Annotated in this window: 22 protein-coding genes; 10 read left to right on the forward strand and 12 right to left on the reverse strand. The window is 68.1% G+C overall.

What is annotated here, in order from left to right; translation table 11 throughout:
* Positions 1 to 547: 547 nt before the first annotated feature.
* The 12 genes from C5E05_RS09795 to C5E05_RS09850 all read right to left on the reverse strand — a co-directional run bounded on the left by C5E05_RS09795 (position 548) and on the right by C5E05_RS09850 (position 14250).
* Positions 548 to 1075, reverse strand: coding sequence for a methylated-DNA--[protein]-cysteine S-methyltransferase (locus C5E05_RS09795; protein ID WP_104341822.1), 528 nt, complete (start codon positions 1073 to 1075; stop codon positions 548 to 550).
* Complete coding sequence (locus tag C5E05_RS09800; protein ID WP_104341823.1) at positions 1072 to 2691, reverse strand: DNA-3-methyladenine glycosylase 2 family protein; 1620 nt, start codon at positions 2689 to 2691, stop codon at positions 1072 to 1074. The genes C5E05_RS09795 and C5E05_RS09800 overlap by 4 nt, the downstream gene beginning before the upstream one ends.
* Before the next feature lie 145 nt (positions 2692 to 2836).
* Positions 2837 to 3322, reverse strand: a complete 486-nt coding sequence (locus C5E05_RS09805; RefSeq protein ID WP_104243038.1) for a PTS sugar transporter subunit IIA — start codon at positions 3320 to 3322, stop codon at positions 2837 to 2839.
* Positions 3319 to 4461: an adenosine deaminase gene (locus C5E05_RS09810; RefSeq protein ID WP_258063370.1), complete on the reverse strand. Its 1143-nt coding sequence runs from the start codon at positions 4459 to 4461 to the stop codon at positions 3319 to 3321. The genes C5E05_RS09805 and C5E05_RS09810 overlap by 4 nt, the downstream gene beginning before the upstream one ends.
* Before the next feature lie 139 nt (positions 4462 to 4600).
* Positions 4601 to 5923 carry a thymidine phosphorylase gene (locus C5E05_RS09815; protein WP_104341824.1) on the reverse strand — a complete coding sequence of 441 codons (1323 nt, stop codon included), beginning with the start codon at positions 5921 to 5923 and terminating at the stop codon, positions 4601 to 4603.
* Positions 5920 to 6339: a cytidine deaminase gene (locus C5E05_RS09820; protein WP_104243042.1), complete on the reverse strand. Its 420-nt coding sequence runs from the start codon at positions 6337 to 6339 to the stop codon at positions 5920 to 5922. The genes C5E05_RS09815 and C5E05_RS09820 overlap by 4 nt, the downstream gene beginning before the upstream one ends.
* A 2-nt stretch (positions 6340 to 6341) precedes the next feature.
* Positions 6342 to 7652 (reverse strand): ABC transporter permease, encoded by a 1311-nt coding sequence (locus C5E05_RS09825; RefSeq protein ID WP_104243044.1) that lies wholly within the window; start codon positions 7650 to 7652, stop codon positions 6342 to 6344.
* On the reverse strand, positions 7649 to 8953 hold the full coding sequence (locus tag C5E05_RS09830; protein WP_104243047.1) for an ABC transporter permease: 1305 nt from the start codon (positions 8951 to 8953) through the stop codon (positions 7649 to 7651). The genes C5E05_RS09825 and C5E05_RS09830 overlap by 4 nt, the downstream gene beginning before the upstream one ends.
* On the reverse strand, positions 8950 to 10449 hold the full coding sequence (locus C5E05_RS09835) for an ABC transporter ATP-binding protein (RefSeq protein WP_104243049.1): 1500 nt from the start codon (positions 10447 to 10449) through the stop codon (positions 8950 to 8952). Before C5E05_RS09835 ends, C5E05_RS09830 begins: the two co-directional genes overlap by 4 nt.
* A 185-nt stretch (positions 10450 to 10634) precedes the next feature.
* Positions 10635 to 11720 carry a BMP family protein gene (locus C5E05_RS09840; RefSeq protein WP_258064831.1) on the reverse strand — a complete coding sequence of 362 codons (1086 nt, stop codon included), beginning with the start codon at positions 11718 to 11720 and terminating at the stop codon, positions 10635 to 10637.
* Positions 11721 to 11960: 240 nt separating this feature from the next.
* A complete protein-coding gene (locus tag C5E05_RS09845) occupies positions 11961 to 13046 on the reverse strand; it encodes a BMP family protein (protein WP_104243053.1) in 1086 nt (361 codons plus the stop codon).
* A gap of 91 nt (positions 13047 to 13137) precedes the next feature.
* The gene (locus C5E05_RS09850; protein WP_104243055.1) at positions 13138 to 14250 is read right to left on the reverse strand and encodes a mannose-1-phosphate guanylyltransferase; all 1113 of its coding nucleotides are present in this window, start codon (positions 14248 to 14250) and stop codon (positions 13138 to 13140) included.
* Between the two features lie 124 nt (positions 14251 to 14374).
* On the opposite strand from C5E05_RS09850, the gene C5E05_RS09855 reads away from it, so the two are divergent.
* The 10 genes from C5E05_RS09855 to C5E05_RS09900 all read left to right on the forward strand — a co-directional run bounded on the left by C5E05_RS09855 (position 14375) and on the right by C5E05_RS09900 (position 23988).
* A complete protein-coding gene (locus tag C5E05_RS09855; RefSeq protein WP_104243057.1) occupies positions 14375 to 15520 on the forward strand; it encodes a glycosyltransferase family 1 protein in 1146 nt (381 codons plus the stop codon).
* Positions 15521 to 15823: 303 nt separating this feature from the next.
* Positions 15824 to 16156 (forward strand): succinate dehydrogenase, cytochrome b556 subunit, encoded by a 333-nt coding sequence (gene sdhC / locus C5E05_RS09860; protein ID WP_104252310.1) that lies wholly within the window; start codon positions 15824 to 15826, stop codon positions 16154 to 16156.
* A gap of 12 nt (positions 16157 to 16168) precedes the next feature.
* On the forward strand, positions 16169 to 16612 hold the full coding sequence (gene sdhD, locus C5E05_RS09865; protein WP_181058009.1) for a succinate dehydrogenase, hydrophobic membrane anchor protein: 444 nt from the start codon (positions 16169 to 16171) through the stop codon (positions 16610 to 16612).
* 55 nt (positions 16613 to 16667) lie between these two features.
* Positions 16668 to 18470 carry a succinate dehydrogenase flavoprotein subunit gene (gene sdhA, locus C5E05_RS09870; protein ID WP_104243062.1) on the forward strand — a complete coding sequence of 601 codons (1803 nt, stop codon included), beginning with the start codon at positions 16668 to 16670 and terminating at the stop codon, positions 18468 to 18470.
* Positions 18471 to 18485: 15 nt separating this feature from the next.
* A complete protein-coding gene (locus C5E05_RS09875) occupies positions 18486 to 19247 on the forward strand; it encodes a succinate dehydrogenase iron-sulfur subunit (RefSeq protein ID WP_104243064.1) in 762 nt (253 codons plus the stop codon).
* A 122-nt stretch (positions 19248 to 19369) separates the two neighbouring features.
* Positions 19370 to 20431 carry a YihY/virulence factor BrkB family protein gene (locus tag C5E05_RS09880; protein ID WP_104243066.1) on the forward strand — a complete coding sequence of 354 codons (1062 nt, stop codon included), beginning with the start codon at positions 19370 to 19372 and terminating at the stop codon, positions 20429 to 20431.
* Positions 20432 to 20609: 178 nt separating this feature from the next.
* Positions 20610 to 21611: a dihydroxyacetone kinase subunit DhaK gene (gene dhaK / locus C5E05_RS09885; protein WP_104306025.1), complete on the forward strand. Its 1002-nt coding sequence runs from the start codon at positions 20610 to 20612 to the stop codon at positions 21609 to 21611.
* Positions 21608 to 22246: a dihydroxyacetone kinase subunit DhaL gene (gene dhaL / locus C5E05_RS09890; protein WP_104243383.1), complete on the forward strand. Its 639-nt coding sequence runs from the start codon at positions 21608 to 21610 to the stop codon at positions 22244 to 22246. The genes dhaK and dhaL overlap by 4 nt, the downstream gene beginning before the upstream one ends.
* A 108-nt stretch (positions 22247 to 22354) precedes the next feature.
* The gene (locus C5E05_RS09895) at positions 22355 to 23227 is read left to right on the forward strand and encodes a class II fructose-bisphosphate aldolase (protein ID WP_104243070.1); all 873 of its coding nucleotides are present in this window, start codon (positions 22355 to 22357) and stop codon (positions 23225 to 23227) included.
* Positions 23224 to 23988 (forward strand): HAD-IA family hydrolase, encoded by a 765-nt coding sequence (locus C5E05_RS09900; protein WP_104243072.1) that lies wholly within the window; start codon positions 23224 to 23226, stop codon positions 23986 to 23988. Before C5E05_RS09895 ends, C5E05_RS09900 begins: the two co-directional genes overlap by 4 nt.
* Positions 23989 to 24047 lie beyond the last annotated feature (59 nt).

Raw genomic sequence — 24047 nt, forward strand, 5'->3', positions numbered from 1 at the left:
GATCCACCCCGGCCTCGCGATCCACGCCCGCTTCAGGATCCACCCCGACTTCGGGATGGCTTGCACGCCTCGCGATGGCTTGCAACCCATCCGCAAGCGCCGAACCCATCCCGAGACAGACGAACGGCAGACGTTCCTGTCTCGGGATGACTCGCACGCCCGCTTCGCGATCACCCCGGCCTCGCGATCCACGCCCGCTTCAGGATCCACCCCGGCCTCGCGATCCACGCCCGCTTCAGGATCCACCCCGACTTCGGGATGGCTTGCACGCCTCGCGATGGCTTGCAACCCATCCGCAAGCGCCAAACCCACCCCAAAACAGACGAGCGGCAGACGTTCCTGTCTCGGGATGACTCGCACGCCCGCTTCGCGATCACCCCGGCCACGCGATCCACGCCCGCTTCAGGATCCATGCCCGCCACGCGATCCACGCCCGCTTCAGGATCCACCCCCGGCTTCGGGATGGCTTGCACGCCTCGCGATGGCTTGCAAGCCATCCGCAAGCGCCGAACCCATCGCGAGACGGCAGACGAGGTCGCCCGGCTCGTCAGCCGGCGTGGGCGAGCTCGCGCTGCAGGAGGGAGCGCTTGACGTCGATACCCCACGCGAATCCGCCGAGCGTGCCGTCCGAGCGCAGTACCCGGTGGCAGGGCACGAAGAGCGCAGGCGCGTTGCTGGCGCAGATGCTCGCTGCCGCGCGCACGGCCGTCGGCCGTCCGAGAGCCGTCGCGAACTCCGTGTAGGTGAGCGGATGCCCTGCCTCGATGGCCCGCAGACCGAGCCACCCCTGCATCCGGAACGTCGCGCCGAACTGGGCGACCAGCACGTCGTCGATGGCGCGGAGATCACCGTCGTAGTACGCACGCACGGCATCGGAGGCGGCAGCGCGACCCCGCGCGACGGCGTTCGGCCTGGCCTGCGCCGTGATGCGCTCCAGGACACGCCGCTCGTCGTCGCTCCAGCCTGAGGCGAGCACCGCCCCGTCACGGTCGCGGGCGATGATCGTGAACGGCCCGTCTGGGGTGTCGAGCGTCTCGATGACGGCCCGAGCTTCACTGCTGGTCTGCGTGCTCATGCTGGTGTCTCCGTGGTGGTGGGCGGTGTCTGCGCGGTGGCGCGGATCTTGGTGCCGGGTCGTGCCCTGGGCGGGACAGCTCCCCAGAGGTGGAGGGACAGGTAGCTTCGCCACGGCCTGAACTGCTCCGCGACGTCCGTGAGGGCTCTGGGCTCAGGTGGAAGGCCGAGCGCTCTGGCTCCGCTTCGCAGGGCGACGTCTCCCGTGAGCAGCACGTCTGGGTTGCCAAGCACCCGCATGCTCACGTAGCCGGCCGTCCAGTCGCCGATGCCCTTGAACGCCGTCAGCGCCTCGTGCTGCTCGGCGATGTCGTCACCCGGCGAGAGCCGCAGTCGGCCGTCCGCGATCGCCTCGGCGACGCGTGTGATGGTCGCCGACCGTGCCCTGGGGCCGGCGAAGGACTCCTCGCCGAGCTCCGCGATGGCGGCTGCGCTCGGGAAGAGGCGGTTCACGCCGAGCTCGGCCGCGTGTTCCTCGTTGTCGCCGTTCTGCTCGAGCGAGGCCCCCGCCCGCGCGGCGAGGCGACCGAGAGCCGTCCGTGCCGCCGAGACGGTGATCTGCTGACCGATGATCGCGCGAAAGAGCATCTCGTCGGGGTCCACGGCGCCGGGCAGGCGGCGACCCGGGCGAAGGCGCACCCGCTCCGCGATCGCCGGATGCACGGAGAGGGCTCCGTCGACGGCCGCCGGGTCCGCATCCAGGTCGAAGAGCCGGCGCACACGCGTGACGAGGGCCTGCAGGTCGCTGAGGTCGGTGAGGCGCGCGCGGAGTCGCAGCGACGCGGGCTGCAGGCCGCCAGCGTCCACGCCGAACCATGCGGGGCCTCCCGGGAGGAGGAGACTGCGCTCGTACCGATCGTCGGTCGCGACCTCGACCCCGTCGATGGCGCGCTCCCGGAGCCAGGCGAAGACGCCCACGGCGTCGTACGGCTCCCGGTACGCGAGCGACAGCGTCAGCGGGGCGGCTCCGGTGCTGAGCGCCAGGCCAGCGCCGGAGCTCCCGAGACCCCCGTCCGTGACTCGCGACGCGGCCGCCACGGCTCGTCTTCGCGATCGCTCGCGCACGAGGGTCGGCGTCAGTTGGAAGACCTCCTGGATGGTCTCGTTGAACGCTCTGACACTCGCGAAGCCGGCCGCGAAGGCCACCTCGCCGAAGGGCAGGTCCGTGGCGCCGAGCAGCGTCGCCGCCGTGCGTGCCCGCTGCGCACGTGCAAGCGCAAGCGGGCCCGCGCCCAGTTCTGCGGTGAGTACCCTCGCGAGGTGCCTGGATGAGTAGCCGAGTCGGGCAGCGAGGCCAGGGACCCCTTCACGTTCCACAACCCCGTCGCTGATGAGCCGCATGGCCCTGCCGGCGACGTCGCCGCGGAGGTTCCAGGCTGGGTCACCGGGTGCCGCGTCCGGCAGGCAGCGCTTGCAGGCCCGGTACCCGGCCTCGTGGGCGGCGGCGCTCGTCGGGTAGAACGTGACGTTCTCCCGCTTGGGTGTGCGGGCGGGGCAGCTCGGTCTGCAGTAGATGCCGGTAGACCCTACGGCGGTGATGAACTGCCCGTCGAAGCGTCGATCCTTGGCGAGGATCGCGCGGTACCGCTCGTCGCCGGTGAGGGTGATGCTTGCCATGCGACGAGTCTGGCAGGTTGACCCCGCCAGAGCTCGCGGAAATCGGACACGACGGTGGGGTGATCCCCCGCCCTGCGGTACTTTCTGCGCACCGAGCGGCGGCGCGCTCCTGCGCAGTGTCGTGCCGATGAGACGAGAAGCCCGGTCAGGCGATGAGCAGCCCCGCTGCGACGAGCCTCGGCTTGAGGAGCTCGACGAACTTCTCCGGCGTGGCTGCGGCGACGAGCTCGCCGAGCACCGCGTCGTTGTCGAACGTCTTCGCCAGCGCGGCGATGAGCTTGAGGTGCTCCGACGCGCTGGTCGCCGTCATGCCGACGACGATGCGCACGGGGTCGTAGCGAGCATGGCCGAAGCCGACGCCTTCCGGGTAGGTGATGACGGCCAGACCGTTCTCGATGGTCTCCTCACCGGGACGCGCGTGCACGAGCGCGACGCCCGGACCGACGACGACATACGGCCCGAAACGTTCGATGACGCGGACCATGTTGCTGGTGTAGCCGCGCTTCGCGTAGCCGCGCTCGGCGAGCAGCTCGCCCATCTGACCGACGGCCTGCCGCCAGTCGAGCGCCTGCTCGGCGAGGCGCACGCTGCTTGCGTCGAACTGAAGCTCAGGTGTGGCCTGCGCGTTCATGCTCCTGCCTCGTCGAACCCTTCGCTCACGATCTCAGCCAGCTCTTCCCGGTCTTCGATCGGCAGGAACGCGCCCTCGGCGGCGTTCAGCTGGAACGTCTCCAGGTCGGCGAGGTCGTAGTCGAAGGCGTCGGCGAGCAGCGTCAGCTCTCGGGAGATGCTGGTCGCGCTCATGAGGCGGTTGTCGGTGTTGACGGTCACCGTGAAGCCGAGCTGGTAGAGCAGATCGAAGGGATGGTCTTCGATGCTGTCTCCCCAGGCGGCGATGGCGCCGGTCTGCAGGTTCGAGGATGGGCTGAGCTCGAGCGGGATGCGGCGGTCGCGCACCCACTGGGCCAGCCGGCCGAGCGACACGTAGGTGCCGTCGTCGTCTTCGCCCTCGAGGTCGATGTCTTCTGCGATGCGCACGCCGTGGCCGAGGCGCAGCGCGTGGGCGTCGAAGAGGGCGCTCTCGATGGAGTCGAGGCCTGCGGCTTCCCCGGCGTGGACCGTGGCGGGGAACCGTTCCGACATGAGGTAGTCGAAGGCTTCCTGGAGGTTCGTGGGCGGGAACCCGTCTTCCGGGCCGGCGATGTCGAAGCCGACGACGCCAGCCTCGCGGTGGCGCACGGCGAGCTTCGCGATCTCGAGTCCGTTGCCAGCGTGGCGCATGGCGCTCACGAGCTGGCCGACGCGGATGCGCTTGCCGTGGGATCGGACGTCGTCGATGCCCTCATTGATGCCGGCCTGGACCGCGTTCACGGCGTCGTCGAGGCTCAGGCCACGCTTGAGGTGCTGCTCTGGCGCCCAGCGGACTTCGCCGTAGACGACCCCGTCGGCGCCGAGGTCGTTGACGAAGTCGCGAGCCACGCGCCGGAGACCGTGTGTGGTCTGCATGACGGCCGTGGTGACGTCGAAGGTCTTGAGGTACTCGACGAGCGAGCCGGAGTCGGACTGGTCGGAGAACCAGTTCGACAGCTCGGGCGCGCTCGTCGCGGGGAGTTCCAGACCGATCTCGTCGGCGAGCTCGATGATGGTCTGGGCCCGCAGCCCACCGTCGAGGTGGTCATGCAGCGACACCTTCGGCAGCGCTCGGATGCTGGTGCCGTCTCGTAGCGTGAAATCGCCCTCGTCGTATGGCGCGGAGCTCTGCACAGACACGGTGTTCCCCTTCGAATGTGGCCGCGAACCAACAAGTGCGGCCGTCCAGAGCCCTGATTCTATCGGGCGGAGACAACCGGCGCGCGAGGCGGCGCGGCGGTGTGGAGAAGGTTTCCCTTCTCGACACCGCCTGCCTGCACTATTCGGCCCCGATGCGTCCTGCGATGAGCGGACCGCCGGTGAGAACCTCGGACCCGGCGTCCCCGACCTCGTACGCACTCTCGAGCGCCTCGAGCGCACGCGGGAAACGAGCGTCGTCTTCGGCAGAGAGCGTGAAGAGCACGTCGCCCTTCCTGACGGTGTCGCCCGGCTTCGCAACCAGGTCGATCCCGGCTGCGTGGATGACCGGATCCTGCTTGCGCGCGCGCCCAGCTCCGAGGCGCCACGCGGCGATGCCGAAGGGCAGCGCCTCCTGGCGGGTGAGCACGCCGTCGCGGTCTGCCCGCACCTCGTGCGTCTCGTTCGCCACAGGCAGCGCGCCGTCCGGGTCTCCGTCCTGCGCCGCGACCCAGCGCCGCCACACGTCCATAGCCGCGCCGTTCTTCAGCGCACCCTCGACGTCGGCGTCCGGCTGGCCCGCCAGACGGAGCATCTCGCGGGCGAGCTCGACCGTGAGCTCGACGACGTCGGCAGGCCCCCCACCAGCGAGCACCTCGACCGACTCGCGAACCTCGTTGGCGTTGCCGATCGCGAGCCCGAGCGGGACGTTCATGTTCGTGAGCAGCGCCGACGTGCGCACGCCGGCGTCTTCGCCGAGCGCCACCATGGTCTCGGCGAGCGCGCGGGAGCGCTCGATGTCGCCCATGAAGGAACCGGAGCCGAACTTCACGTCGAGCACAAGCGAGTCGGTGCCCTCCGCGATCTTCTTCGACATGATGCTCGACGCGATGAGCGGGATGCACTCGACCGTGCCGGTGATGTCGCGGAGCGCGTACAGCTTCTTGTCGGCTGGCGCCAGGCCGGCTCCAGCGGCGCAGATGACGCCGCCGATCTCCTTGAGGAGGCGGAACATCTCCTCGTTGCTGAGGTCGGCCCGCCAGCCGGGGATGGCCTCGAGCTTGTCGAGGGTTCCTCCCGTGTGGCCGAGCCCGCGGCCGGAGAGCTGCGGCACCGCGACACCGAAGGAGGCGACGAGCGGCATGAGCGGAAGCGTGATCTTGTCGCCGACGCCCCCGGTGGAGTGCTTGTCGACCGTGACCTTGCCGAGCCCGTCGAAGTTCATCCGCTCACCGGATGCGATCATCGCGAGGGTCATGTCGCGGATCTCGGTGCGCTCCATGCCGTTGAGGAAGATCGCCATCGCCATCGCGGCCATCTGCTCGTCGCCCACGAAGCCGTTCGCGTACCGCGATATGAGCCAGTCGATCTCCGGCGTCGACAGGGATCGCCCGTCGCGCTTCGCCTTGATGAGGTCGACGGCGTCGAACGCCTCGATTGCGGAGAGGGCGGGGGTGGAGCTCATGCGATCCCTTCGAGATCTCTGGGGCCGAACGCATCCGGCAGTACCTGGTCGATGGTGCGGATGCCCGAGACGGTGTCGAGGAGCATCCCTGGTGCTGAGAACTCGTACAGCAGCTGACGGCAGCGGCCGCACGGCATGATGATGTCGCCGGCGCCGTTGCAGCAGGAGAACGCGACGAGCTTGCCGCCGCCGCTCGCCTGGAGCGCCGACACGAGCCCGCACTCGGCGCACAGGCCGACTCCGTAGCTGGCGTTCTCGACGTTGCAGCCGACGACGATGCGTCCGTCGTCGACGAGCGCGGCGGCGCCGACCGAGTAGTTCGAGTACGGCGCGTAGGCCTTCGCCATGATGTCGCGTGCGGCCTGACGCAGGGCTTCCCAGTCGGGTGCGAGCGCTTCGGTGTCCGGTGCTGTCATCGCTATGCCTTCACGTAGGGTTTGCCCGCCGCGGCGGGTCCGCGCGACTGGCCGACGAATCCGGCCACGGCGAGGATCGTGACGATGTAGGGGATCATCGCCATGAACTCGGGTGGGATGTTCGCGCCGACCTGGCTCACGAGGGTCTTCAGGTTCGAGGCGAAGCCGAAGAGCAGCGCCGCGAGGGTGGCGTAGACGGGGTGCCAGCGCCCGAAGATCAGTGCGGCGAGGGCGATGTAGCCCTGGCCGCTTGTCATCTCCTGGCTGAACGAGCCGACGCTGCCGAGCGTGAAGAAGCTCCCGCCCGCGCCGGCGATGGCACCCGAGAGGAGGACGTTCCAGAACCGGGTCTTGTTGACCTTGATCCCGACCGTGTCGGCAGCCTTCGGGTGCTCGCCGACGGCGCGGAGGCGCAGGCCCCAGCGGGTCTTGAAGAGCGCGAAGGTGAGCGCCGGCACCGTGAGGAACATGAGGTACACGATGAAGGTGTTGTCGAAGAGCAGCGGCCCGATGACGGGGATGTCGCTCAGCAGTGGGATCGCGAAGCGCGGGTACTTCTCGTTCTGCGCGATCGTGTTGAGGAACCCGCTGTCGCGGGTCATGACGCCCGAGTAGAGGAAGTTCGTCAGGCCGATGACCAGCATGTTGATGACCACGCCGACGACCACCTGCTCGACGAGGTAGCGGATCGAGAAGACCGCGAGGATGAGCGAGACCAGCATGCCCGCGAGGATCGCGCCGAGGAGGCCGAGGAACGGGTTGCCCGTCATGGAGCCGATGAGCGCCGAGGTGAACGCGCCGGCGAGGAGCTGGCCCTCGATGGCGATGTTCACGACGCCGACGCGCTCCGAGACGAGTCCCGCCATGGATCCGAAGATCAGCGGGGTCGAGATGGCGAGCGTTCCGGTGAGGAGCCAGGTGAGCGGGACGTTGGCGTTGGCGCCGATGAAGACGATGAGCGCCCACACCCAGAGGATGCCGAAGACGACCATGACCCACATGGGCAGCTTCTCGCCCGCCGCTGTGCGGAGGAAGGCGACGACGGTGATTCCGGCGAGGATCACGCCGATGATGAGGTTCGTCATCATGGTCGGCAGGACCAGGGGGGCGAACTTGATGGGGACGCCATCCGAGTTCAGGTCGATCGTGCTCGAGGCGCCCGCAGGTGCGAGCAGCCCGAAGACGATGAGGACGAGCGCGCTGAAGAACGCGTACGCGATCGGCGCCTTCCAGCTGCGGGTCGAGCGGACCTCGGCCTTGGTGCTTGCCCCTACCGGGATCTGCTCCTCGGTGCTCGGCGTCACTGCGGTCATGCGTTCACCTCGTTCTTCTTGCCGTTGCTGCCCTTGTCGCTGCTGTCTTCCCGGCCCTCGCGCGACGCGCGGATGCGGTCGAGGAGGCGGATGCCGGACGGCCGCGGGAGGCGGAAGATCGCCCGGATGAGCGGCGGCGCTGCGATGAAGAGCACGATGAGGCCCTGGATGACGGCGACGATGTCGATGGGGATGCCCTCGACGACCTGCATGGGGAAGGAGCCCGCCTTGAGCGCTCCGAAGAGGAGGCCGGCGAGGATGATGCCGACCGGGTGGCCGGCACCGAGCAGCGCGACGGTGATGGCATCGAAGCCGATACCCGCGTGCACTCCGGGGTCGTAGCCCGCTGTCGCGCGACCGAGCACCTGCGTGGCACCGGCGAGGCCGATGAAGGCGCCGGCGATGGCCATCGTGAGGAAGGTGATGAAGGCGACGTTGATGCCGGCCGTTCGAGCGGCGCTCGGGTTGAGGCCGACCGCGCGCACCTTGAAGCCGACCGTGGTGCGCTCCATGATCCACCAGTAGACGAATGCGGCGGCGATGGCGAGGATGAAGCCCCAGTCGGCGGCACCGACGAGGTCAGGCAGCTGCGCGGACTCGACGATGGGCTTGGCCTTGGCGTTGCCGCCAGCACCCTCGGCCTGGAAGACCGGGGTCTTCAGCAGGTAGGTGATGCCCCAGAAGGCGATCCAGTTGAGCATGATCGTGACGATCACCTCGTGGGCGCCGGTCTGCGCCTTCAGCCAGCCGGCGATGCCGGCCCAGAGCGAGCCGCCGACGATGCCGGCGAACGCCGCCACGAGGACGTGCACGACGAACGGCAGCTGCAGGCTCGCGCCGATGAAGCCCGTGAAGAGCGCGGCGATGAGGATCTGGCCCTGACCACCGATGTTGAAGAGGCCGGCACGGAACGCGAACGCGACGCCGAGGCCCGCCGTGATGAGCGGGGTCGCCCACATGAGCGTGTTGGTCAGCGGCACGAAGCCGTTGCGGGGCGAGTAGATCGCGCCTTCCCACAGCGCGCGGAACGCACCGCCGATGACGCCGCCCGCCGCCGTGAAGAGGTCCATCGGCCGCGAGAAGAAGTAGCCGGTGGTCTCGAGCACGTCGTCGCTCGTGAAGACGACGAGGAGGGAGCCGATGAGCAGCGCCAGCACGATCGCGAGGATCGAGCGCAGCGGCCCTCCGCCGAGGATGTCGCGCCAGAGGCCGTGCCACGGCGACTGCTCGCTCGCGGCGGCCGGCACCTGGGTGCCGGGTGGCGGCGGGGTCTCCGCCGTCACGTTCTGCAGCTGGCTCATACCTCTACCCCCGCCATCATCTGGCCGAGCACGTCTCGCGACGTCTCCGGTCCAACGATTCCCATGCTCTTGCCCTGGTACATGACCATGATCCGATCTGCCAGCTGGACGACTTCGTCGAGCTCCGTCGACACGATGATGACCGGGATGCCCGAGTCGCGGACGCGCACGATCTGCTCGTGCACGAACTCGATCGATCCGACGTCGAGACCTCGGGTCGGCTGCGAGGCGATGAACATCCGCAGGTCGCGGCCGAGCTCGCGCGCGAGGACGACCTTCTGCTGGTTTCCGCCGGAGAGACGACCCACGGCCGTCTCGATGGACGGTGCCCGGACGTCGAAGTCCTTGACGTTCTTCTCCGCGAAGGCGGTGATCTCCCGCAGGTTGAGCGCGATGCCGTTCGAGAACGGCGGGCGGTCCGCCCGGTCGAGCACGAGGTTCTCCGCGATCGTGAAGTCGCCGACGATGCCGTCTTCGGTGCGGTCTTCCGGCACGAAGCCGAGTCCCGCATCCAGCGTCTTCTTGACCGACTGCCCGATGAGCTCGTTGCCGTCGAGGCTGATCGAGCCGAGCGCCTTCTTATGGAGGCCGAGGATGGCCTCCGTGAGCTCGGTCTGGCCGTTGCCCTGCACGCCGGCGATCACGAGGATCTCGCCCTCGCGCACCTCGAAGCTCAGCTCGTCGACCTGCTTGGCGCCGACTTCGTCGAAGACCGTCAGCTCGGAGACGACGAACGTCGTCTCGCCCAGCTTCGGGGCCTCCTTGTCGACGTCGAGGTCGACCGCTCGGCCCACCATCTTCGCCGCGAGCTCTTCGTTGGACTCGCTCGGGAGCGCCGTGCCGACGACCTTGCCTCGCCGGATGACCGTGATGCGGTCCGCCACCTTGCGGACCTCTCGCAGCTTGTGCGTGATGAAGACGATGGAGGTGCCGGCCTTGCGCAGCTGATCCATGATGACGATGAGCTCGTCGGTCTCCTGGGGCGTGAGCACGGCGGTGGGCTCGTCCAGGACCAGGATCTTCGCGTCGCGCGAGAGGGCCTTGATGATCTCGACGCGCTGCTGCGCGCCGACGGGCAGGTGCTCGACCAGCGCATCGGGGTCGATGTTGAAGCCGAACTGCGCCGACAGGTCGCGCACCTTCTGGCGCGCGCTGTCGATGTCGAGCACGCCGAGCCCACTGGCCGGCTCGTGCCCGAGCATGAGGTTCTCCGCCACGGTGAAGACGGGGATGAGCATGAAGTGCTGGTGGACCATTCCGATGCCGGCGGCCATGGCATCGCCAGGACCGGAGAAGTGCCGGACGTCGTCGTCCAGCAGGATCTCGCCCTCATCGGCCTGGTAGAGGCCGTAGAGCACGTTCATCAGGGTCGACTTGCCAGCACCGTTCTCGCCGAGGAGCGCATGGATCTCGCCCTCCTCGATCGTGAGGTTGATGTTGTCGTTGGCCGTGAAGGCACCAAATCGCTTGGTGATGCCTCGAAGCTCGAGTTTCATAGCGGTCCACTTCGCTGTGCAGTAGTGCGGAATACGGCCTGGTGGGCCGGTGATAAGCGAGCCGGTCGCGGTGGTGACCGCCGCCAGCTCGAGATGCATGCGTAGGCATGCTACGGGGCCGCCGCGAGTTTGCGCGACGGCCCCGCATCATGTTGTGCCCAGACGTCAATCTGGACAGCAGAGGATCAGACCTTGGGTGAGGAAGGCGACAGTTCCGGGTACTTGCCGTCGATGACTTCCTGCTTCAGGGTGTCGATCTCGTCGAGCGTGCCGGAGGGCAGCTCGGACTCGAAGGCGCCGAAGCCGGAGAGGCCGACGCCCTCGTTCTCGAGGACGCCCGTGTAGGTCGTGCCACCCTCGAAGGTGCCGTCGACGCTCTGGGAGATCGCGTCGAGAACCGTGACGTCGAGGCCCTTCATGATCGACACGAGGATGATGTCCGCGTACTGCTCGTCTGCGACCGCGAGGTCGGAGTCGACGCCGAGGATGACGGCGTCCTGGCCGCCTTCGCGGATCGCCTCAGCTGCACCCTGGTAGAGGGGGCCGCCGACGGGGAGGATGACGTCTGCACCCTGGCTGAGGAAGCCGGTGGAGATCTCCTTGGCGCGGGAGACGTTCGTGAAGTCGTCCACGAACGAGCCCTGCTGCGAGTCGACGTCCCAGCCGATGACCTTGACGTCCTTGCCCTTGACCTCGTTGAAGTGCTTGACGCCGTTGGCGAAGCCGTCCATGAAGATCGTGACGGTCGGGATGGCGGCGCCGCCGTAGGTGGCGACGGTGCCCGTCTTGGAGTACGCAGCCGAGGCGTAGCCCGCGAGGAACGCGGCCTGCGCCGTGTCGTAGTTGAGCTCGAGCACGTTCGGGATGCCGAGGCCCTCGATGTCGACGATCGCGAAGTCGACGTCTGGGTTCGCCTCGGCCGCTGCGGCCGTCGCGTCTGCTAGCTTGAAGCCGACGGGAACGATGATCTTGCAGCCCTGGTCGACCATGGTCGTCAGGTTTGCCGCGTAGTCGTCCGGTGTTGCCGACTCCGCCTCGAGCACGTTGACTCCGAGCTCGGACTCCGCGTTCTCGAGCCCCGTGTGCGCAAGCTGGTTGAAGGAGCGGTCGTCGAACCCGCCCTCGTCAGACACCATGCACGCGGTGAAGTCGGATGCGCCTTCAGCGGCCCCATCGCCTGCTTCTGGCGCGGGGGCACAACCGGCGAGCACGAGGGCTGCAACGCCCACCGTGCCAAGTGCAGCGAAACGCTGCTTCGAAGAGATAGCCACTCTCGATCCTCCTGAGTTGGATGTCCGTCGGGCCGCAGAACGCGAACACGACGAAGCTGGTGATTGCCCGAGCATAGCCGTAGCGCTGCGTCACAATTCGGCCGAAATCGGAATCGAAACCCGACCGTTGCACAGTTACGAGTGTGTTTCTCGGCGCGTCGCCCGGCGACGCTCACGGCACCGCATCGTCGCAGGCCGATCGGTCGGTGCGGACGTGTGGATGCCCGCTCCGGGGGTCCGTCAGTTCGCTCCCGTCGGCGATGACGGCGACTCGACGACGATCTCGCCGGAGATGATCTTGGCCTTGAGCGCCTCGACCTCCGCCTTCAGCTCGGCGGGGATCTTCGCATCCCAGTCGTGGAAGGACGAGAGCCCGACGCCGTCGTTCTCGAGCGTGCCGACGTTGTTGCCCGCCTCGAAGGTTCCCGCGATGTCGGAGCCGATGACGCCGAGGATGGCCGGCTCCATCCGCTTCTCTACCGTCGTGACCAGGAGCGGCCGGTACTCCTCGCCCAGAAGCTCGTACCCGTCGGAGTCGACCCAGATGATGCCGACATCGCCCGCGGCCAGTGCCGCCGCAGCAGCACCCTCGCCCGCCTGAGCCGCGACGGGCATGATGATGTCGGCCCCCTGCGAGATGAGCCCCTGCGCCGTGGTCTGCGCGGCGTTCGTGTTCGTGAAGTCGTCGGTGAAGGACCCCTGCTGCGACTCCGGGTCCCAGCCGACGACCCGCACCGAGGCGCCCTTCGTCGTGTTGTACTGCTCGACCCCCGCCGCGAAGCCGTCCATGAAGACCGTCACGGGCGGCTGGTTGCCGCCGCCGAACGTCCCGACGACCCCGGTCTTGCTGACCCCCGCCGCCAGGTAGCCGGCGAGGAACGCCGCCTGGGCCGTGTCGTGCACGATGGACGCGACGTTGGGACCATCCACGACCTCGTCGACGATCGAGTACGTGATGTCCGGGTTCGCCTCCGCGGAAGCGCGGGTCGCGTCGGCCAGCTCCCAGCCGACCGTGACGATGTAGTCGCAGCCCTCGCCGACCATGGTCTCGAGGTTCGTCTCGTAGTCAGCCTGCGACTGCGAGACCGTCTCGCGCATGTCGACGCCGTACTCCGCCTTGGCCGCCTCGAGCGACTCGAAGACGGCCTGGTTGAAGGAGCGGTCCTGGATGTTGCCGCTGTTCGCGACCATGCACGCCAGGTAGTCGCTTCCCGCAGCCGCTGCGCCCGTCGACCCCGGCGCCTCTGGCGGCGCCTGGCAGGCCGTGAGAGCGAGGGCAGCGACAGCGAGCGCGCCGACGGCGCCTGGAATACGAGAGCGTGACATGCCGGAAGAGTAGTGGGAGCCGGGTGCAGACCGCTACGCGCGTGCACGGATCGTTGTGACCGTGCACGCGCGCAGATGAGTGGAAGGCGGGCTAGAGGACTTCCGGCCGCTTCGACGCCTTGATCTCGGCGACGAGCTGCTTGACCTTCTGCGCGTTCGCCGCGGTCGTGACGAGCAGCGCATCCGGGGTGTCGACCACGACGATGTCCTTGATGCCGGCGATCGCGACGACGCGGTCGGTGTGGTTGACGATGAGGCCGGAGCCGTCGACGACCACGACGTTGCTCTCATCGCCGTGCACGGTCACGCCGTTCCCGTTGGTGCTCTTTCGGAGCCGGCTCACGGCCGCGAAGTCCCCCACGTCGTCCCACTGGAAGTAGCCGGGGATGACGGCCAGCTCGCCGCGGGCGGCCGCCGGCTCGGCGACGGTGTAGTCGATGGCGATCTTCTCGAGGTTCGGCCAGACGCGAGCGGTGACCTCCGCCTGCTGATCGGTACCCCAGGCATCCGCGATCTCGTTGATGCCAGCGGCCAGTGGCGGGTTCGACTCGGCCAGCGCCTCCATGAGGCGGTCGACGCGGGCGAAGAACATGCCGGCGTTCCAGAGGTACTCGCCGGAGGCGAGGTAGCGGCGAGCTGTCGCCTCCTTGGGCTTCTCGACGAACGCGTCGACCTTCCGCGCACTCGGGGCGGCGGGGATCTTCAGCGGCTTGCCCGCTCGGATGTAGCCGAAGGCGGTGGACGGCTCGATGGGCTGGATGCCGATCGTGACGATGGCTCCGGCGTCGGCCGCCTCGACGGCTTCGCGCACCGCCGCTGCGAAGCGGTCGGTCGCACCGATGAGGTGGTCAGCGGCGAACGAGCCGATGATGGCGTCGGGCACACGCCGCTGCAGGATGGCCGCGGCGAGGCCGATGGCCGCCGTCGACTCGCGACCCTCGCTCTCGAGGACGATGTTCTCCTCGATGAGCTCTGGGAGCTGCGCGCGCACCTCCTTGGCGTGCGCCTCTCCCGTCACGACGAGGAGCCGGTCCTCCGCGCACAGCGGCGCGAGGCGGTCCCAGGTCGCCCGCAGGAGGGTCGAGCCGTTCCCGACGACGTCGTGGAGGAATTTCGGGGCTTCGGCCCGCGAGAGGGGCCACAGTCGGGAGCCGACGCCTCCCGCTGGAATCACGCCATAGAACCGATCGATCGCATCTGCCATGCGCAACACCCTAGGGGAACACTGTCACGCGCTGGTTTCGGCGGGACGAAGCTGTGGAGAAGTCGTCGTGCGGGCGTCGCCGCGAGTTCACCTCCGTGCCACTCCCAGCACCTACGTTCGCCCTATGCGCATCGCGGTCGTCACCGAGAGCTTCCTCCCCACCGTCAACGGCGTGACGAACAGCGTCTGCAAGGTGCTCGACCACCTCGCACTGCGCGGACACGAGGCCATCGTCGTCACTCCGGCAGCCGGCTCGCCGAAGGACTACAGGGGGTTCCGCGTCGTCGAGGTGCCTGCTCTCGACTACCGCCAGTTCCCCGTCGGACTCCCCTCCCCCAGGGTCGATCGGCTCCTCGCCGAGTTCGCGCCAGACGTCGTACACGCCGCGAGTCCACTCTTTCTGGGATCGCAGGCGATCGCAGCCGCGAAACGACGCGGCATACCGAGCGTGGCCGTCTTCCAGACCGACGTCGCCGGGTACACGAAGCGCAACAAGCTGAGCGCCATGGAGGGCTTCGCCTGGTGGTTCATCCGCTGGCTGCACAACAACGCAGACCTGACGCTGGCGCCGTCGAGCGCGGCGCTCGGCGACCTGCGGCGCGCCAAGATCACGAACGCCACCCGCTGGGGCCGAGGCGTCGACCTCGAGACCTACCATCCGCGCAACAAGCAGGAGCAGAGCGTGCGCAGCAGCCGCAAGCGCCTGGGCGCCGACTCGCGCACCATCATCGGCTACGTGGGCAGGCTCGCGCCCGAGAAGCAGGTCGAGCGCCTCGCCTCGCTCAGGGGGCTCGACGACGTGCAGCTGGTCGTCGTGGGCGATGGGCCGTCGGAGCCGAGCATCCGGAAGGCCCTCAAGGGGGTCCCGGTTCATTTCGCCGGGCGACTCGGCGGCCGAGACCTGGCCATGGCCTACGCGAGCTTCGACGTCTTCGTGCACACGGGGACGGAGGAGACCTTCGGGCAGACGATCCAGGAGGCCCACGCCAGTGGCCTGCCCGTCGTCGCCCCCTACGCGGGCGGGCCCATCGACCTCATCGAACACGGCGTCGACGGATTCCACTTCGACCCCGACCGAGCAGGCGACCTCGATCTGCGGGTCATGCTCGAGAAGCTCGTCGACGCTCCCGAGCTGCGTGCCAGGATGGGCGAGGCCGGCCGCCGCCGAGTGCTCTCGCGCTCGTGGGAGAGCGTCTGCGACGAGCTGCTCAGCCACTATGCCGACGTGTTGGCCGAGGCGCGGCGCCCCGTCACGCTGCCGCTCGCCTGAACGGCCCGGTCCATGCCTCGGCCTCACGCAGACAAGGCCGCCAAGGAAGGTTAACCTTGCCAGCCGGAAACGGCGGGAGGCGTAGTCTAGGCGGGTATCAACATGCCCAACGCAGTGTGGTTGGGAGCTGCCGCTCAGTCTTCACCTTCTCGGCGCAAGAGTCCTGAGCGGAAGAACGCAACGCGACAGAAGGGCAATCCCGTGTCAGCCGTACAGACACCAGCTCCGGCGGGCTCGACAGCCCCAAAGAACACAGCGAAGAAGCCGCGACGCGGCGGCACGCTGTACCGGGGGAACGAGGGCATGTGGTCCTGGGTCCTCCACCGCATCACCGGCGTCTCCATCTTCTTCTTCCTGATCGTGCACGTGCTCGACACGTCGCTCGTGCGCGTCAGTCCTGAGGCCTACAACGCGGCCATCCACACCTACCAGACGCCCATCATGGGCATCGGCGAGGTCGGACTCGTGGCAGCCATCTGCTACCACGCGTTCAACGGAATCCGCATCATCCTCATCGACTTCCTGCCCGGCGGCGCGAAGTACCAGAAGCTCATGTTCTGGATCGTCATCGGCCTCTGCGTCGTCACGATGATCGGCTTCACGCCCCGCCACCTCATCAACGTGTTCAGCCACTAGGAGGGAGCTGCCATGACTATCGAAACCATCGAGTACCCCCGTTCAGCAGCTGCCGCCAAGAACAGCACCAACTGGGAGCGCATCGGCTGGGCGTTCATGCGCGTGTCCGGTGTGCTGCTGGTCATCCTCATCTTCGGCCACCTCTTCACGAACCTCATGGTCGGCCAGGGCGTCGCCGCCATCGACTTCGCGTTCGTCGCCGGCAAGATGGCAGACCCCTTCTGGGTGGTCTGGGACACGCTCATGCTGGTCCTCGCGTTCATCCACGGCGCCAACGGCATGCGCACGATCATCAACGACTACGTGTCGAAGGCGAGCACGCGTCGCGCACTGCAGGTCACGCTGTTCCTCGTCACGACGGTGCTCATCGTCCTCGGCCTCCTCGTGATCTACACGTTCGACCCGTGCCCCGCGAACGGCGCAGCCGAGAACCTGCCGAGCTTCTGCCCGGCCTAGCCGACCCGCTCGGCCACACGACTTCCACCACCTCAGAAAGAAGAGCCACAGACATATGGCAGAGAAGCTCGCTCCGACGCGCACCGTCGACGGCGTCCACTACCACCAGCACGAGATCGTCATCGTGGGCGCCGGCGGCGCCGGGATGCGCGCGGCCATCGAGGCCGCGCAGGGCGCTGACACGGCTGTCGTCACGAAGCTCTACCCGACTCGCTCGCACACCGGTGCGGCGCAGGGCGGCATGGCGGCGGCTCTCGCGAACGTCGAGGACGACAACTGGGAGTGGCACACGTACGACACCGTCAAGGGCGGCGACTACATCGTCGACCAGGACTCTGCCGAGATCCTCGCGAAGGAGGCCATCGAGGCGGTCATCGACCTCGAGAACATGGGCCTGCCCTTCAACCGCACCCCGGAGGGCAAGATCGACCAGCGTCGCTTCGGCGGCCACACGCGCGACCACGGCAAGGCGCCGGTTCGCCGCGCCTGCTACGCGGCTGACCGCACGGGTCACATGATCCTCCAGACGCTCTACCAGAACTGCGTCAAGCACAACGTCAAGTTCTTCAACGAGTTCTACGCGCTCGACATCGTCATGACCGAGGTCGACGGCCAGGAGGTCCCTGCGGCCATCGTGGCACTCGAGCTCAAGACGGGCGAGCTGCACGTCTTCCAGGGCAAGGCCTTCATCTTCGCGACCGGCGGCTTCGGCAAGGTCTTCAAGACGACCTCGAACGCGCACACCCTCACGGGTGACGGCATGGGCATCGTCTGGCGCCGTGGCCTCCCGCTCGAGGACATGGAGTTCTACCAGTTCCACCCCACCGGCCTGGCCGGCCTCGGCATCCTCCTCACCGAGGGTGCGCGCGGCGAGGGCGCCATCCTCCGCAACGCCTCGGGCGAGCGCTTCATGGAGCGCTACGCGCCGACCATCAAGGACCTCGCGCCCCGCGACATCGTGGCTCGTTCCATGGTGCAGGAAGTGCTCGACGGCCGCGGCGCCGGCCCGCACAAGGACTACGTGTACCTCGACTGCACCCACCTCGGTGCCGAGGTGCTCGAGACGAAGCTGCCCGACATCACCGAGTTCGCGCGCACCTACCTCGGCGTCGACCCCGTCACCGAGCCGGTGCCCGTGTACCCGACCGCGCACTACGCGATGGGCGGCATCCCGACGAACAACGCCGGCGAGGTGCTCTCCGACAACGAGACCGTCATCCCCGGCCTCTACGCGGCCGGCGAGTGCGCCTGCGTCTCGGTGCACGGCTCGAACCGTCTCGGCACCAACTCGCTGCTCGACATCAACGTCTTCGGCAAGCGCAGCGGCCGCAACGCCGTCGAGTACGTCAAGACCGCCGAGTTCGCTCCCCTGCCCGACGACGCAGCGGCGTTCGTCAAGGGCATGGTCGACGACCTGCAGGCATCGACCGGCACCGAGTCGGTCGCCGGCCTGCGTCGTGAGCTCCAGGAGACGATGGACAAGAACGCCCAGGTCTTCCGCACCTCGGAGACGCTGACCGAGGCGACGAAGGTCATCCACTCCCTCCGCGAGCGGTACACCGAGATCTCGGTCTTCGACAAGGGCAAGCGCTACAACACGGAACTGCTCGAGGGCATCGAGCTCGGCTTCCTGCTCGACCTCGCCGAGGTGCTCGTGTACTGCGCCCTCAACCGCGAGGAGAGCCGCGGCGGCCACATGCGCGACGACTTCCCGAAGCGCGACGACGTCAACTGGATGCACCACACCATGGCGTACCTCACGGGCGACCGGAAGTCTCCCGACCCCGCAGACCACATCCGTCTCGACAAGAAGCCCGTGCGCGTGACGCGCTACGAGCCGACCGAGCGCAAGTACTAGGAAGGGCTTCACAGAATGACTGCTGCAACGACTGAAGCACCCGAGGCGCCCATCGAGGCTCCCAAGCCGTTCACGGTGACGCTCAACGTGCGCCGCTACAGCCCCGAGACGGACACCGAGCCGTACTGGGAGGCGTTCGATGTCGAGATGTACCCGACCGACCGCATCCTCGACGCCCTGCACCGCATCAAGTGGGACCAGGACGGCTCGCTCGCGTTCCGTCGCTCCTGCGCACACGGCATCTGCGGCTCCGATGCGATGCGCATCAACGGCCGCAACCGCCTCGCATGCAAGACGCTGGTCAAGGACCTCGACATCTCGAAGCCCATCTACGTCGAGGCCATCAAGGGGCTCCCCCTCGAGAAGGACCTCATCGTCGACATGGAGCCGTTCTTCGAGGCGTACCGCGAGGTGCAGCCCTTCCTGAAGGCTCAGGCCGAGCCGGAGAAGGGCAAGGAGCGCTTCCAGTCGATCGCCGACCGCGAGCGCTTCGACGACACCACCAAGTGCATCCTGTGCGCCGCGTGCACCACGTCGTGCCCCGTGTTCTGGACCGACGGCCAGTACTTCGGACCTGCTGCCATCGTGAACGCGCACCGCTTCATCTTCGACTCCCGTGACGAGGACGCGAAGGTCCGCCTCGACATCCTCAACGACCGCGAGGGCGTCTGGCGCTGCCGCACGACCTTCAACTGCACCGAGGCCTGCCCGCGTGGCATCCAGGTGACGAAGGCGATCGCCGAGGTCAAGCAGGCAATGCTGAAGGGCCGCGTCTAGCCACGACGTGAGCACCAGCGAAAGGGAGCAGCCGTACTCGGCTGCTCCCTTTCTCGCGTGGAGGTGGTGGCCGAGCGCGCGCCCTCCCCGCCGAGGGCACCGCGCGCGCCTAGCCTGCCTCTATGACCACCCCCGGGGCAGCCCATGAGACCAGCGTCGTCAAGGAACGGACGGCTCCGGATGCGCGAGACCCCCGTAAGCCAGACGGGCTGAGGAACGTGGTCGGCCCGGCCTGGCGGTACATCCTCATGCGCGCCATCCGGGAGTTCCTCCGCGACCGCTGCACGGTCCTGGCCGCGGCGCTCACCTTCTTCATGCTGCTCGGTCTGTTCCCCGCGCTCCTGGCGCTGATGTCGGTCATCGGCCTGTTCGGGCTGACCGACACGGCGGTGTCCTTCATCGACGAGATGTCGACGCACCTCGCCGACCCGACGTTCGCGGAGACGCTGCGGAGCACGGTGCTGCAGCTGGGCGAGTCGCAGGGCGCAGGCACGGCGTTCATCGTCGGTCTGCTCGGCGCACTGTGGTCTGCGTCGGGCTACGTGAACTGCTTCTCGCACGCGATGAACACGGTGTACGAGATCGACGAGGGGCGGCCGTTCTGGAAGCTGCGCCCCACCATGATGCTGTGGACGATCGTGCTCCTGCTGCTCATGCTGGTGATCTTCGCCATCCTCGCCCTCTCGGGACCGGTGGCCTCGGCCATCGGCGGCATCATCGGTCTGGGCGACGCGTCGCTGACCGTATGGAGCTTCGCGAGGTGGCCGATCGTGCTGCTCGTGGTGATCGTGATGATCGCCGTCCTGTTCTACGGCACGCCGAACGTCAAGCTGCCGAAGTTCAAGTGGATGACGCTCGGCGCGTTCATCGCACTCTTCGTGACGGGCATCGCGAGCGCTGGCTTCTTCTTCTACGTGGCGAACTTCAGCAGCTACGAGCGTCTCTACGGCAGCGTTGCCGGTGTCATCGTCGGGCTCCTGTGGCTGTGGATCGTGAACCTCGCTCTGCTCTTCGGTGCGCAGTGCGATGCGGAGATCGAGCGTGTCCGGCAGCTGCGGGGCGGCATCGCGGCGGAGCAGAGCATCCAGCTGCCTCCGCGCGACACCAAGGCCAGCGCCAAGCGCCTGGAGCAGATCGAGAAGGACGTCGTTCGGGGGCGTGAGCTGAGGCATCGCGCAGAGTAGCCGACACCCTCCGGCGCACCGCGTGCGCGTGCTTCCGGGCACGAGTTGGACATACTTGTATAGACATGTATACTGATCTCGTGATCCGGTGAGATCAACAACATGTACATACTTGAATATGCTTGTATGTACTTGTAGTCACGATCGAGCTGTACGCCACGATGCAAAGGAGCATTCGGTGAAGAAACTGATCAACACACCCGCGACCGTCCTCGACGAGTTCATGCGCGGGTTCGCGCGTGCCAACTCGTCGCTCGTCACGCTGCACACCGATCCCGTGCACTTCTCGAGGGCGGCGCCCGCCGCCTCCCCCAAGGTGGGCGTCATCTCGGGCGGCGGTTCCGGGCACGAGCCGCTCGGCGGAGGCTACGTCGGCGCCGGGATGCTCGACGCAGCCGCACCCGGAGCGTTCTTCAGCTCCCCCACCCCCGACCAGATCCTCGCGGCGACGAGCTCCGCCGATCAGGGCCGCGGCGTCGTCCACCTCGTCCTCAACTACACGGGTGACATCCTCAACTTCGAGGCCGCGGCAGAGCTCGCCGACCTCGAGGGCATCGAGGTCGAGACGGTCGTGCTCGACGATGACGTCGCGGTCGAGGACTCGACCTACACGGCAGGGCGCCGCGGCGTCGCCGGCACGATCGTCACGATGAAGCTGGCCGGGGCCGCAGCCGAACGCGGTGACGACCTCGCCGATGTGGTCCGCATCGCCAAGAAGGCCAACACGAACATGGGCACGATGGGCCTCGCGCTCGAAGCATGCACCGTCCCCACCGTCGGCAGGCCTTCGTTCGATCTCGGGCCCAACGAGATCGAGATCGGCATCGGCGTGCACGGTGAGCCCGGGGTTCGACGCGGCGAGATGACGACGGCCGACGAGATCACCGACATCCTCCTCGAGCGTGTGATCGGCGACCTCGAGATCACCTCGGGAGACCGGGTCCTGCTGTTCGTGAACGGCCTCGGCGGGACCCCCCTCTCAGAGCAGTTCATCCTCTTCAACCACGCCGCCGATGTCCTCGACGACCTTGGGGTGACCATCGAGCGCAGCCTGGTGGGCAACTACTTCACCTCGCTCGAGATGAAGGGCGCCTCCATCACCCTCCTGCGCCTCGACGACGAACTCACCGAGCTGTTCGATGCCCCCGTCCACACGAGCGGATGGCGGGCGGGCGCATGACCGACGAACTCGACACCGGCTGGGCGATCGCCTGGGTGCAGGCAGCGGCCGCCGACGTCCTGACGGCACGCACGGAGCTCATCGAGCTCGACAGGGCCATCGGCGACGGCGACCACGGCGAGAATCTGAGTCGGGGTCTCGCAGCCGCGGCGACAGCCGTCGGGGAAGGCACCCCCATCAGCGTCAAGGAGGTGTTCGCCGTCACCGCCAAGACGCTCATGTCGACGGTCGGCGGCGCATCCGGCCCCCTGTACGGCTCGGTCTTCATCGGAGCGGCGAAGTGCTCGACGCTCCCACTCGACGGCGCCGGGGTCGCGACGATGCTCGAGAGCGCGCTCGAGAGCCTCATGAAACGCGGCAAGGCGCACGCCGGCGAGAAGACGATGGTGGACGCCTGGACCCCGGCGGTCGAGGCGGCGAAGGCGGCCGCCGCCGCAGGTGCGGGCCCGGCGGAGACGCTGGCGGCCGCCGCGGAGGCAGCCGCAGCAGGCGCGGTCGCCACGGAGCCGCTCATCGCGACGAAGGGACGTGCCAGCTACCTGGGCGAGCGCTCGCGAGGGCACCGAGACCCCGGCGCCCAGTCCACGGCGATCATCCTCGCGACCGCCGCCAGCACGGCGGCATCCAGGAGCTGACGAGTGACGGACCAACGCAGGCCCCTCACCCGTGACCTTCCGCATCCACCCGCTCCACGACCGAACCCAGCGGCCTCACGCGCCGACCCAACCACGTAGGAGAACACCATGACCTTCGCAAGCACGCGGCGGCTCGCTGCCGCCGCCCGGGCTGGCGGGTATGCGATCCCCGCCGTCAACATCGTCGACCAGCTGTCACTGCAGGCCACCGTCGCCGCGGCGCAGGCCGCGAACTCGCCGATCATCCTGCAGACGTCCGTCAAGACCCTCAAGGTCGTCGGCGCCGCGCAGCTCGCCGCCGCCGCGCGCATCGCCGCTGATGCCGTCGACGTGCCGGTCGCACTGCACCTCGACCACTGCCCCGACCGTGCCGTCATCACCGAGGCGATCGCGCAGGGCTGGAGCTCCGTGCTCTTCGACGCCTCCGACCGGGGTCTCGACCAGGCGTGGGCAGAGACCCGCGAGGTCGTCCAGGAGGCGCACGCAGCAGGAGTCGACGTCGAGTCGGAGATCGAGAACATCGTCGGCGTGGAAGACGGCGTCGGCTCGGACGAGGCCACGCACGCCTACTCGGTCGACACCCTGCTCGAGGTGGCGAACGACACGGGCACGGACCTGTTGGCCCCGCAGCTGGGCACGGCGCACGGCCTCTACACCGCGAACCCGACGCTGCTCTTCGACCGGGCGGCCGAGTTCTCGAGCCGCACCGATATCCCGATCGTCCTGCACGGCGGCACCGGCCTCTCGGCAGAGGACTTCGCGCGCTTCATCGCCTCCGGCACCTCGAAGATCAACATCTCCACGGCGCTCAAGCTCGCCTACCTGCACTCGGCGCACCGCCACCTCGTCGCCGCAGAGGCAAGCGGGAAATGGGAGCCGGTGAAGCTCTTCGCGGAACAGGTCGAGGCGGTCACGGCGACCGTCACCGAGCACATCGACCTCTTCGGAAGCCGCGACACTGCGAACGGGGCAGCGGCATGACGCGCGCACTGATCCTCGACTGCGATGGAGTCCTGGCCGACACGGAGCTCGACGGTCACCTCGTCGCCTTCAACCGGGTCTTCGACGAGCTCGGGCTGGGCTTCCAGTGGAGCGCCGACGAGTACGGCGAGCTGCTGCGGGTGGGTGGGGGCAAGGAGCGCTTCAAGGCCTACCTGGGTGAGCATCCCGAGTTCGCCCCCGCCGATTCGGCCGAGCTGGACGCACTCGTCGCGGACGTGCACCAGCGGAAGTCGGCGGCGTACGTGGAGATCATGGGCTCAGGCAGGGTGCCTGGCCGCCCCGGCGTTCGCCGCCTCATCGCGGAGGCGCTGGACGCCGGCTGGGTCGTCGCCGTCGCGTCCACGTCGGCACTCGGCAGCGTGGAGGCCGTGCTCGACACCGTGATCGGTGCGGACCTGCGGTCCCGTCTTGCCGGAGTCTTCGCCGGCGACGTCGTGCCCGCAAAGAAGCCGGCCCCGGACATCTACCTCCTCACGCTCGACACGCTCGGGCTCGCGAAGGACGAGGCGGTCGTCATCGAGGACTCGTGGGGCGGCGCGCAGGCTGCCGCCGCTGCGGGCCTGGCGCACATCGTCACGGTCAGCCACTTCACGGCGGACGACGACTTCCCCGCCGCGACGAGTGTCGTCTCCCATCTCGGCGAGGCCGGCGCCCCGTCGACCACGCTGCGCGGCGCTGACCTCACTCGCGCTGATGGAACCATCACCGTCGCCTCGCTGGAGGCAGCGCTGGCGGCGTGATGCCGTGCGAGGTGCACGAGACCTGACTCTCCGACAGGCGGTGCCCGCAGAGACCCGCA

Origin of the sequence: Pseudoclavibacter sp. AY1H1 (assembly GCF_002931055.1) — a bacterium.
Lineage (GTDB): Bacteria > Actinomycetota > Actinomycetes > Actinomycetales > Microbacteriaceae > Pseudoclavibacter.

Bases quoted from the DNA above. Each gene is read 5' to 3' on its own strand.
- C5E05_RS09845 (WP_104243053.1), bottom strand. From the start codon at position 13,046: ATGTCACGCTCTCGTATTCCAGGCGCCGTCGGCGCGCTCGCTGTCGCT.
- C5E05_RS09850 (WP_104243055.1), bottom strand. From the start codon at position 14,250: ATGGCAGATGCGATCGATCGGTTCTATGGCGTGATTCCAGCGGGAGGC.
- sdhC (WP_104252310.1), top strand. From the start codon at position 15,824: ATGTGGTCCTGGGTCCTCCACCGCATCACCGGCGTCTCCATCTTCTTC.
- C5E05_RS09815 (WP_104341824.1), bottom strand. From the start codon at position 5,923: ATGAGCTCCACCCCCGCCCTCTCCGCAATCGAGGCGTTCGACGCCGTC.
- C5E05_RS09895 (WP_104243070.1), top strand. From the start codon at position 22,355: ATGACCTTCGCAAGCACGCGGCGGCTCGCTGCCGCCGCCCGGGCTGGC.
- C5E05_RS09820 (WP_104243042.1), bottom strand. From the start codon at position 6,339: ATGACAGCACCGGACACCGAAGCGCTCGCACCCGACTGGGAAGCCCTG.
- C5E05_RS09830 (WP_104243047.1), bottom strand. From the start codon at position 8,953: ATGAGCCAGCTGCAGAACGTGACGGCGGAGACCCCGCCGCCACCCGGC.
- C5E05_RS09800 (WP_104341823.1), bottom strand. From the start codon at position 2,691: ATGGCAAGCATCACCCTCACCGGCGACGAGCGGTACCGCGCGATCCTC.
- C5E05_RS09855 (WP_104243057.1), top strand. From the start codon at position 14,375: ATGCGCATCGCGGTCGTCACCGAGAGCTTCCTCCCCACCGTCAACGGC.
- dhaL (WP_104243383.1), top strand. From the start codon at position 21,608: ATGACCGACGAACTCGACACCGGCTGGGCGATCGCCTGGGTGCAGGCA.
- C5E05_RS09825 (WP_104243044.1), bottom strand. From the start codon at position 7,652: ATGACCGCAGTGACGCCGAGCACCGAGGAGCAGATCCCGGTAGGGGCA.
- C5E05_RS09880 (WP_104243066.1), top strand. From the start codon at position 19,370: ATGACCACCCCCGGGGCAGCCCATGAGACCAGCGTCGTCAAGGAACGG.
- C5E05_RS09900 (WP_104243072.1), top strand. From the start codon at position 23,224: ATGACGCGCGCACTGATCCTCGACTGCGATGGAGTCCTGGCCGACACG.
- sdhD (WP_181058009.1), top strand. From the start codon at position 16,169: ATGACTATCGAAACCATCGAGTACCCCCGTTCAGCAGCTGCCGCCAAG.
- sdhA (WP_104243062.1), top strand. From the start codon at position 16,668: ATGGCAGAGAAGCTCGCTCCGACGCGCACCGTCGACGGCGTCCACTAC.
- C5E05_RS09835 (WP_104243049.1), bottom strand. From the start codon at position 10,449: ATGAAACTCGAGCTTCGAGGCATCACCAAGCGATTTGGTGCCTTCACG.
- C5E05_RS09805 (WP_104243038.1), bottom strand. From the start codon at position 3,322: ATGAACGCGCAGGCCACACCTGAGCTTCAGTTCGACGCAAGCAGCGTG.
- C5E05_RS09875 (WP_104243064.1), top strand. From the start codon at position 18,486: ATGACTGCTGCAACGACTGAAGCACCCGAGGCGCCCATCGAGGCTCCC.
- C5E05_RS09795 (WP_104341822.1), bottom strand. From the start codon at position 1,075: ATGAGCACGCAGACCAGCAGTGAAGCTCGGGCCGTCATCGAGACGCTC.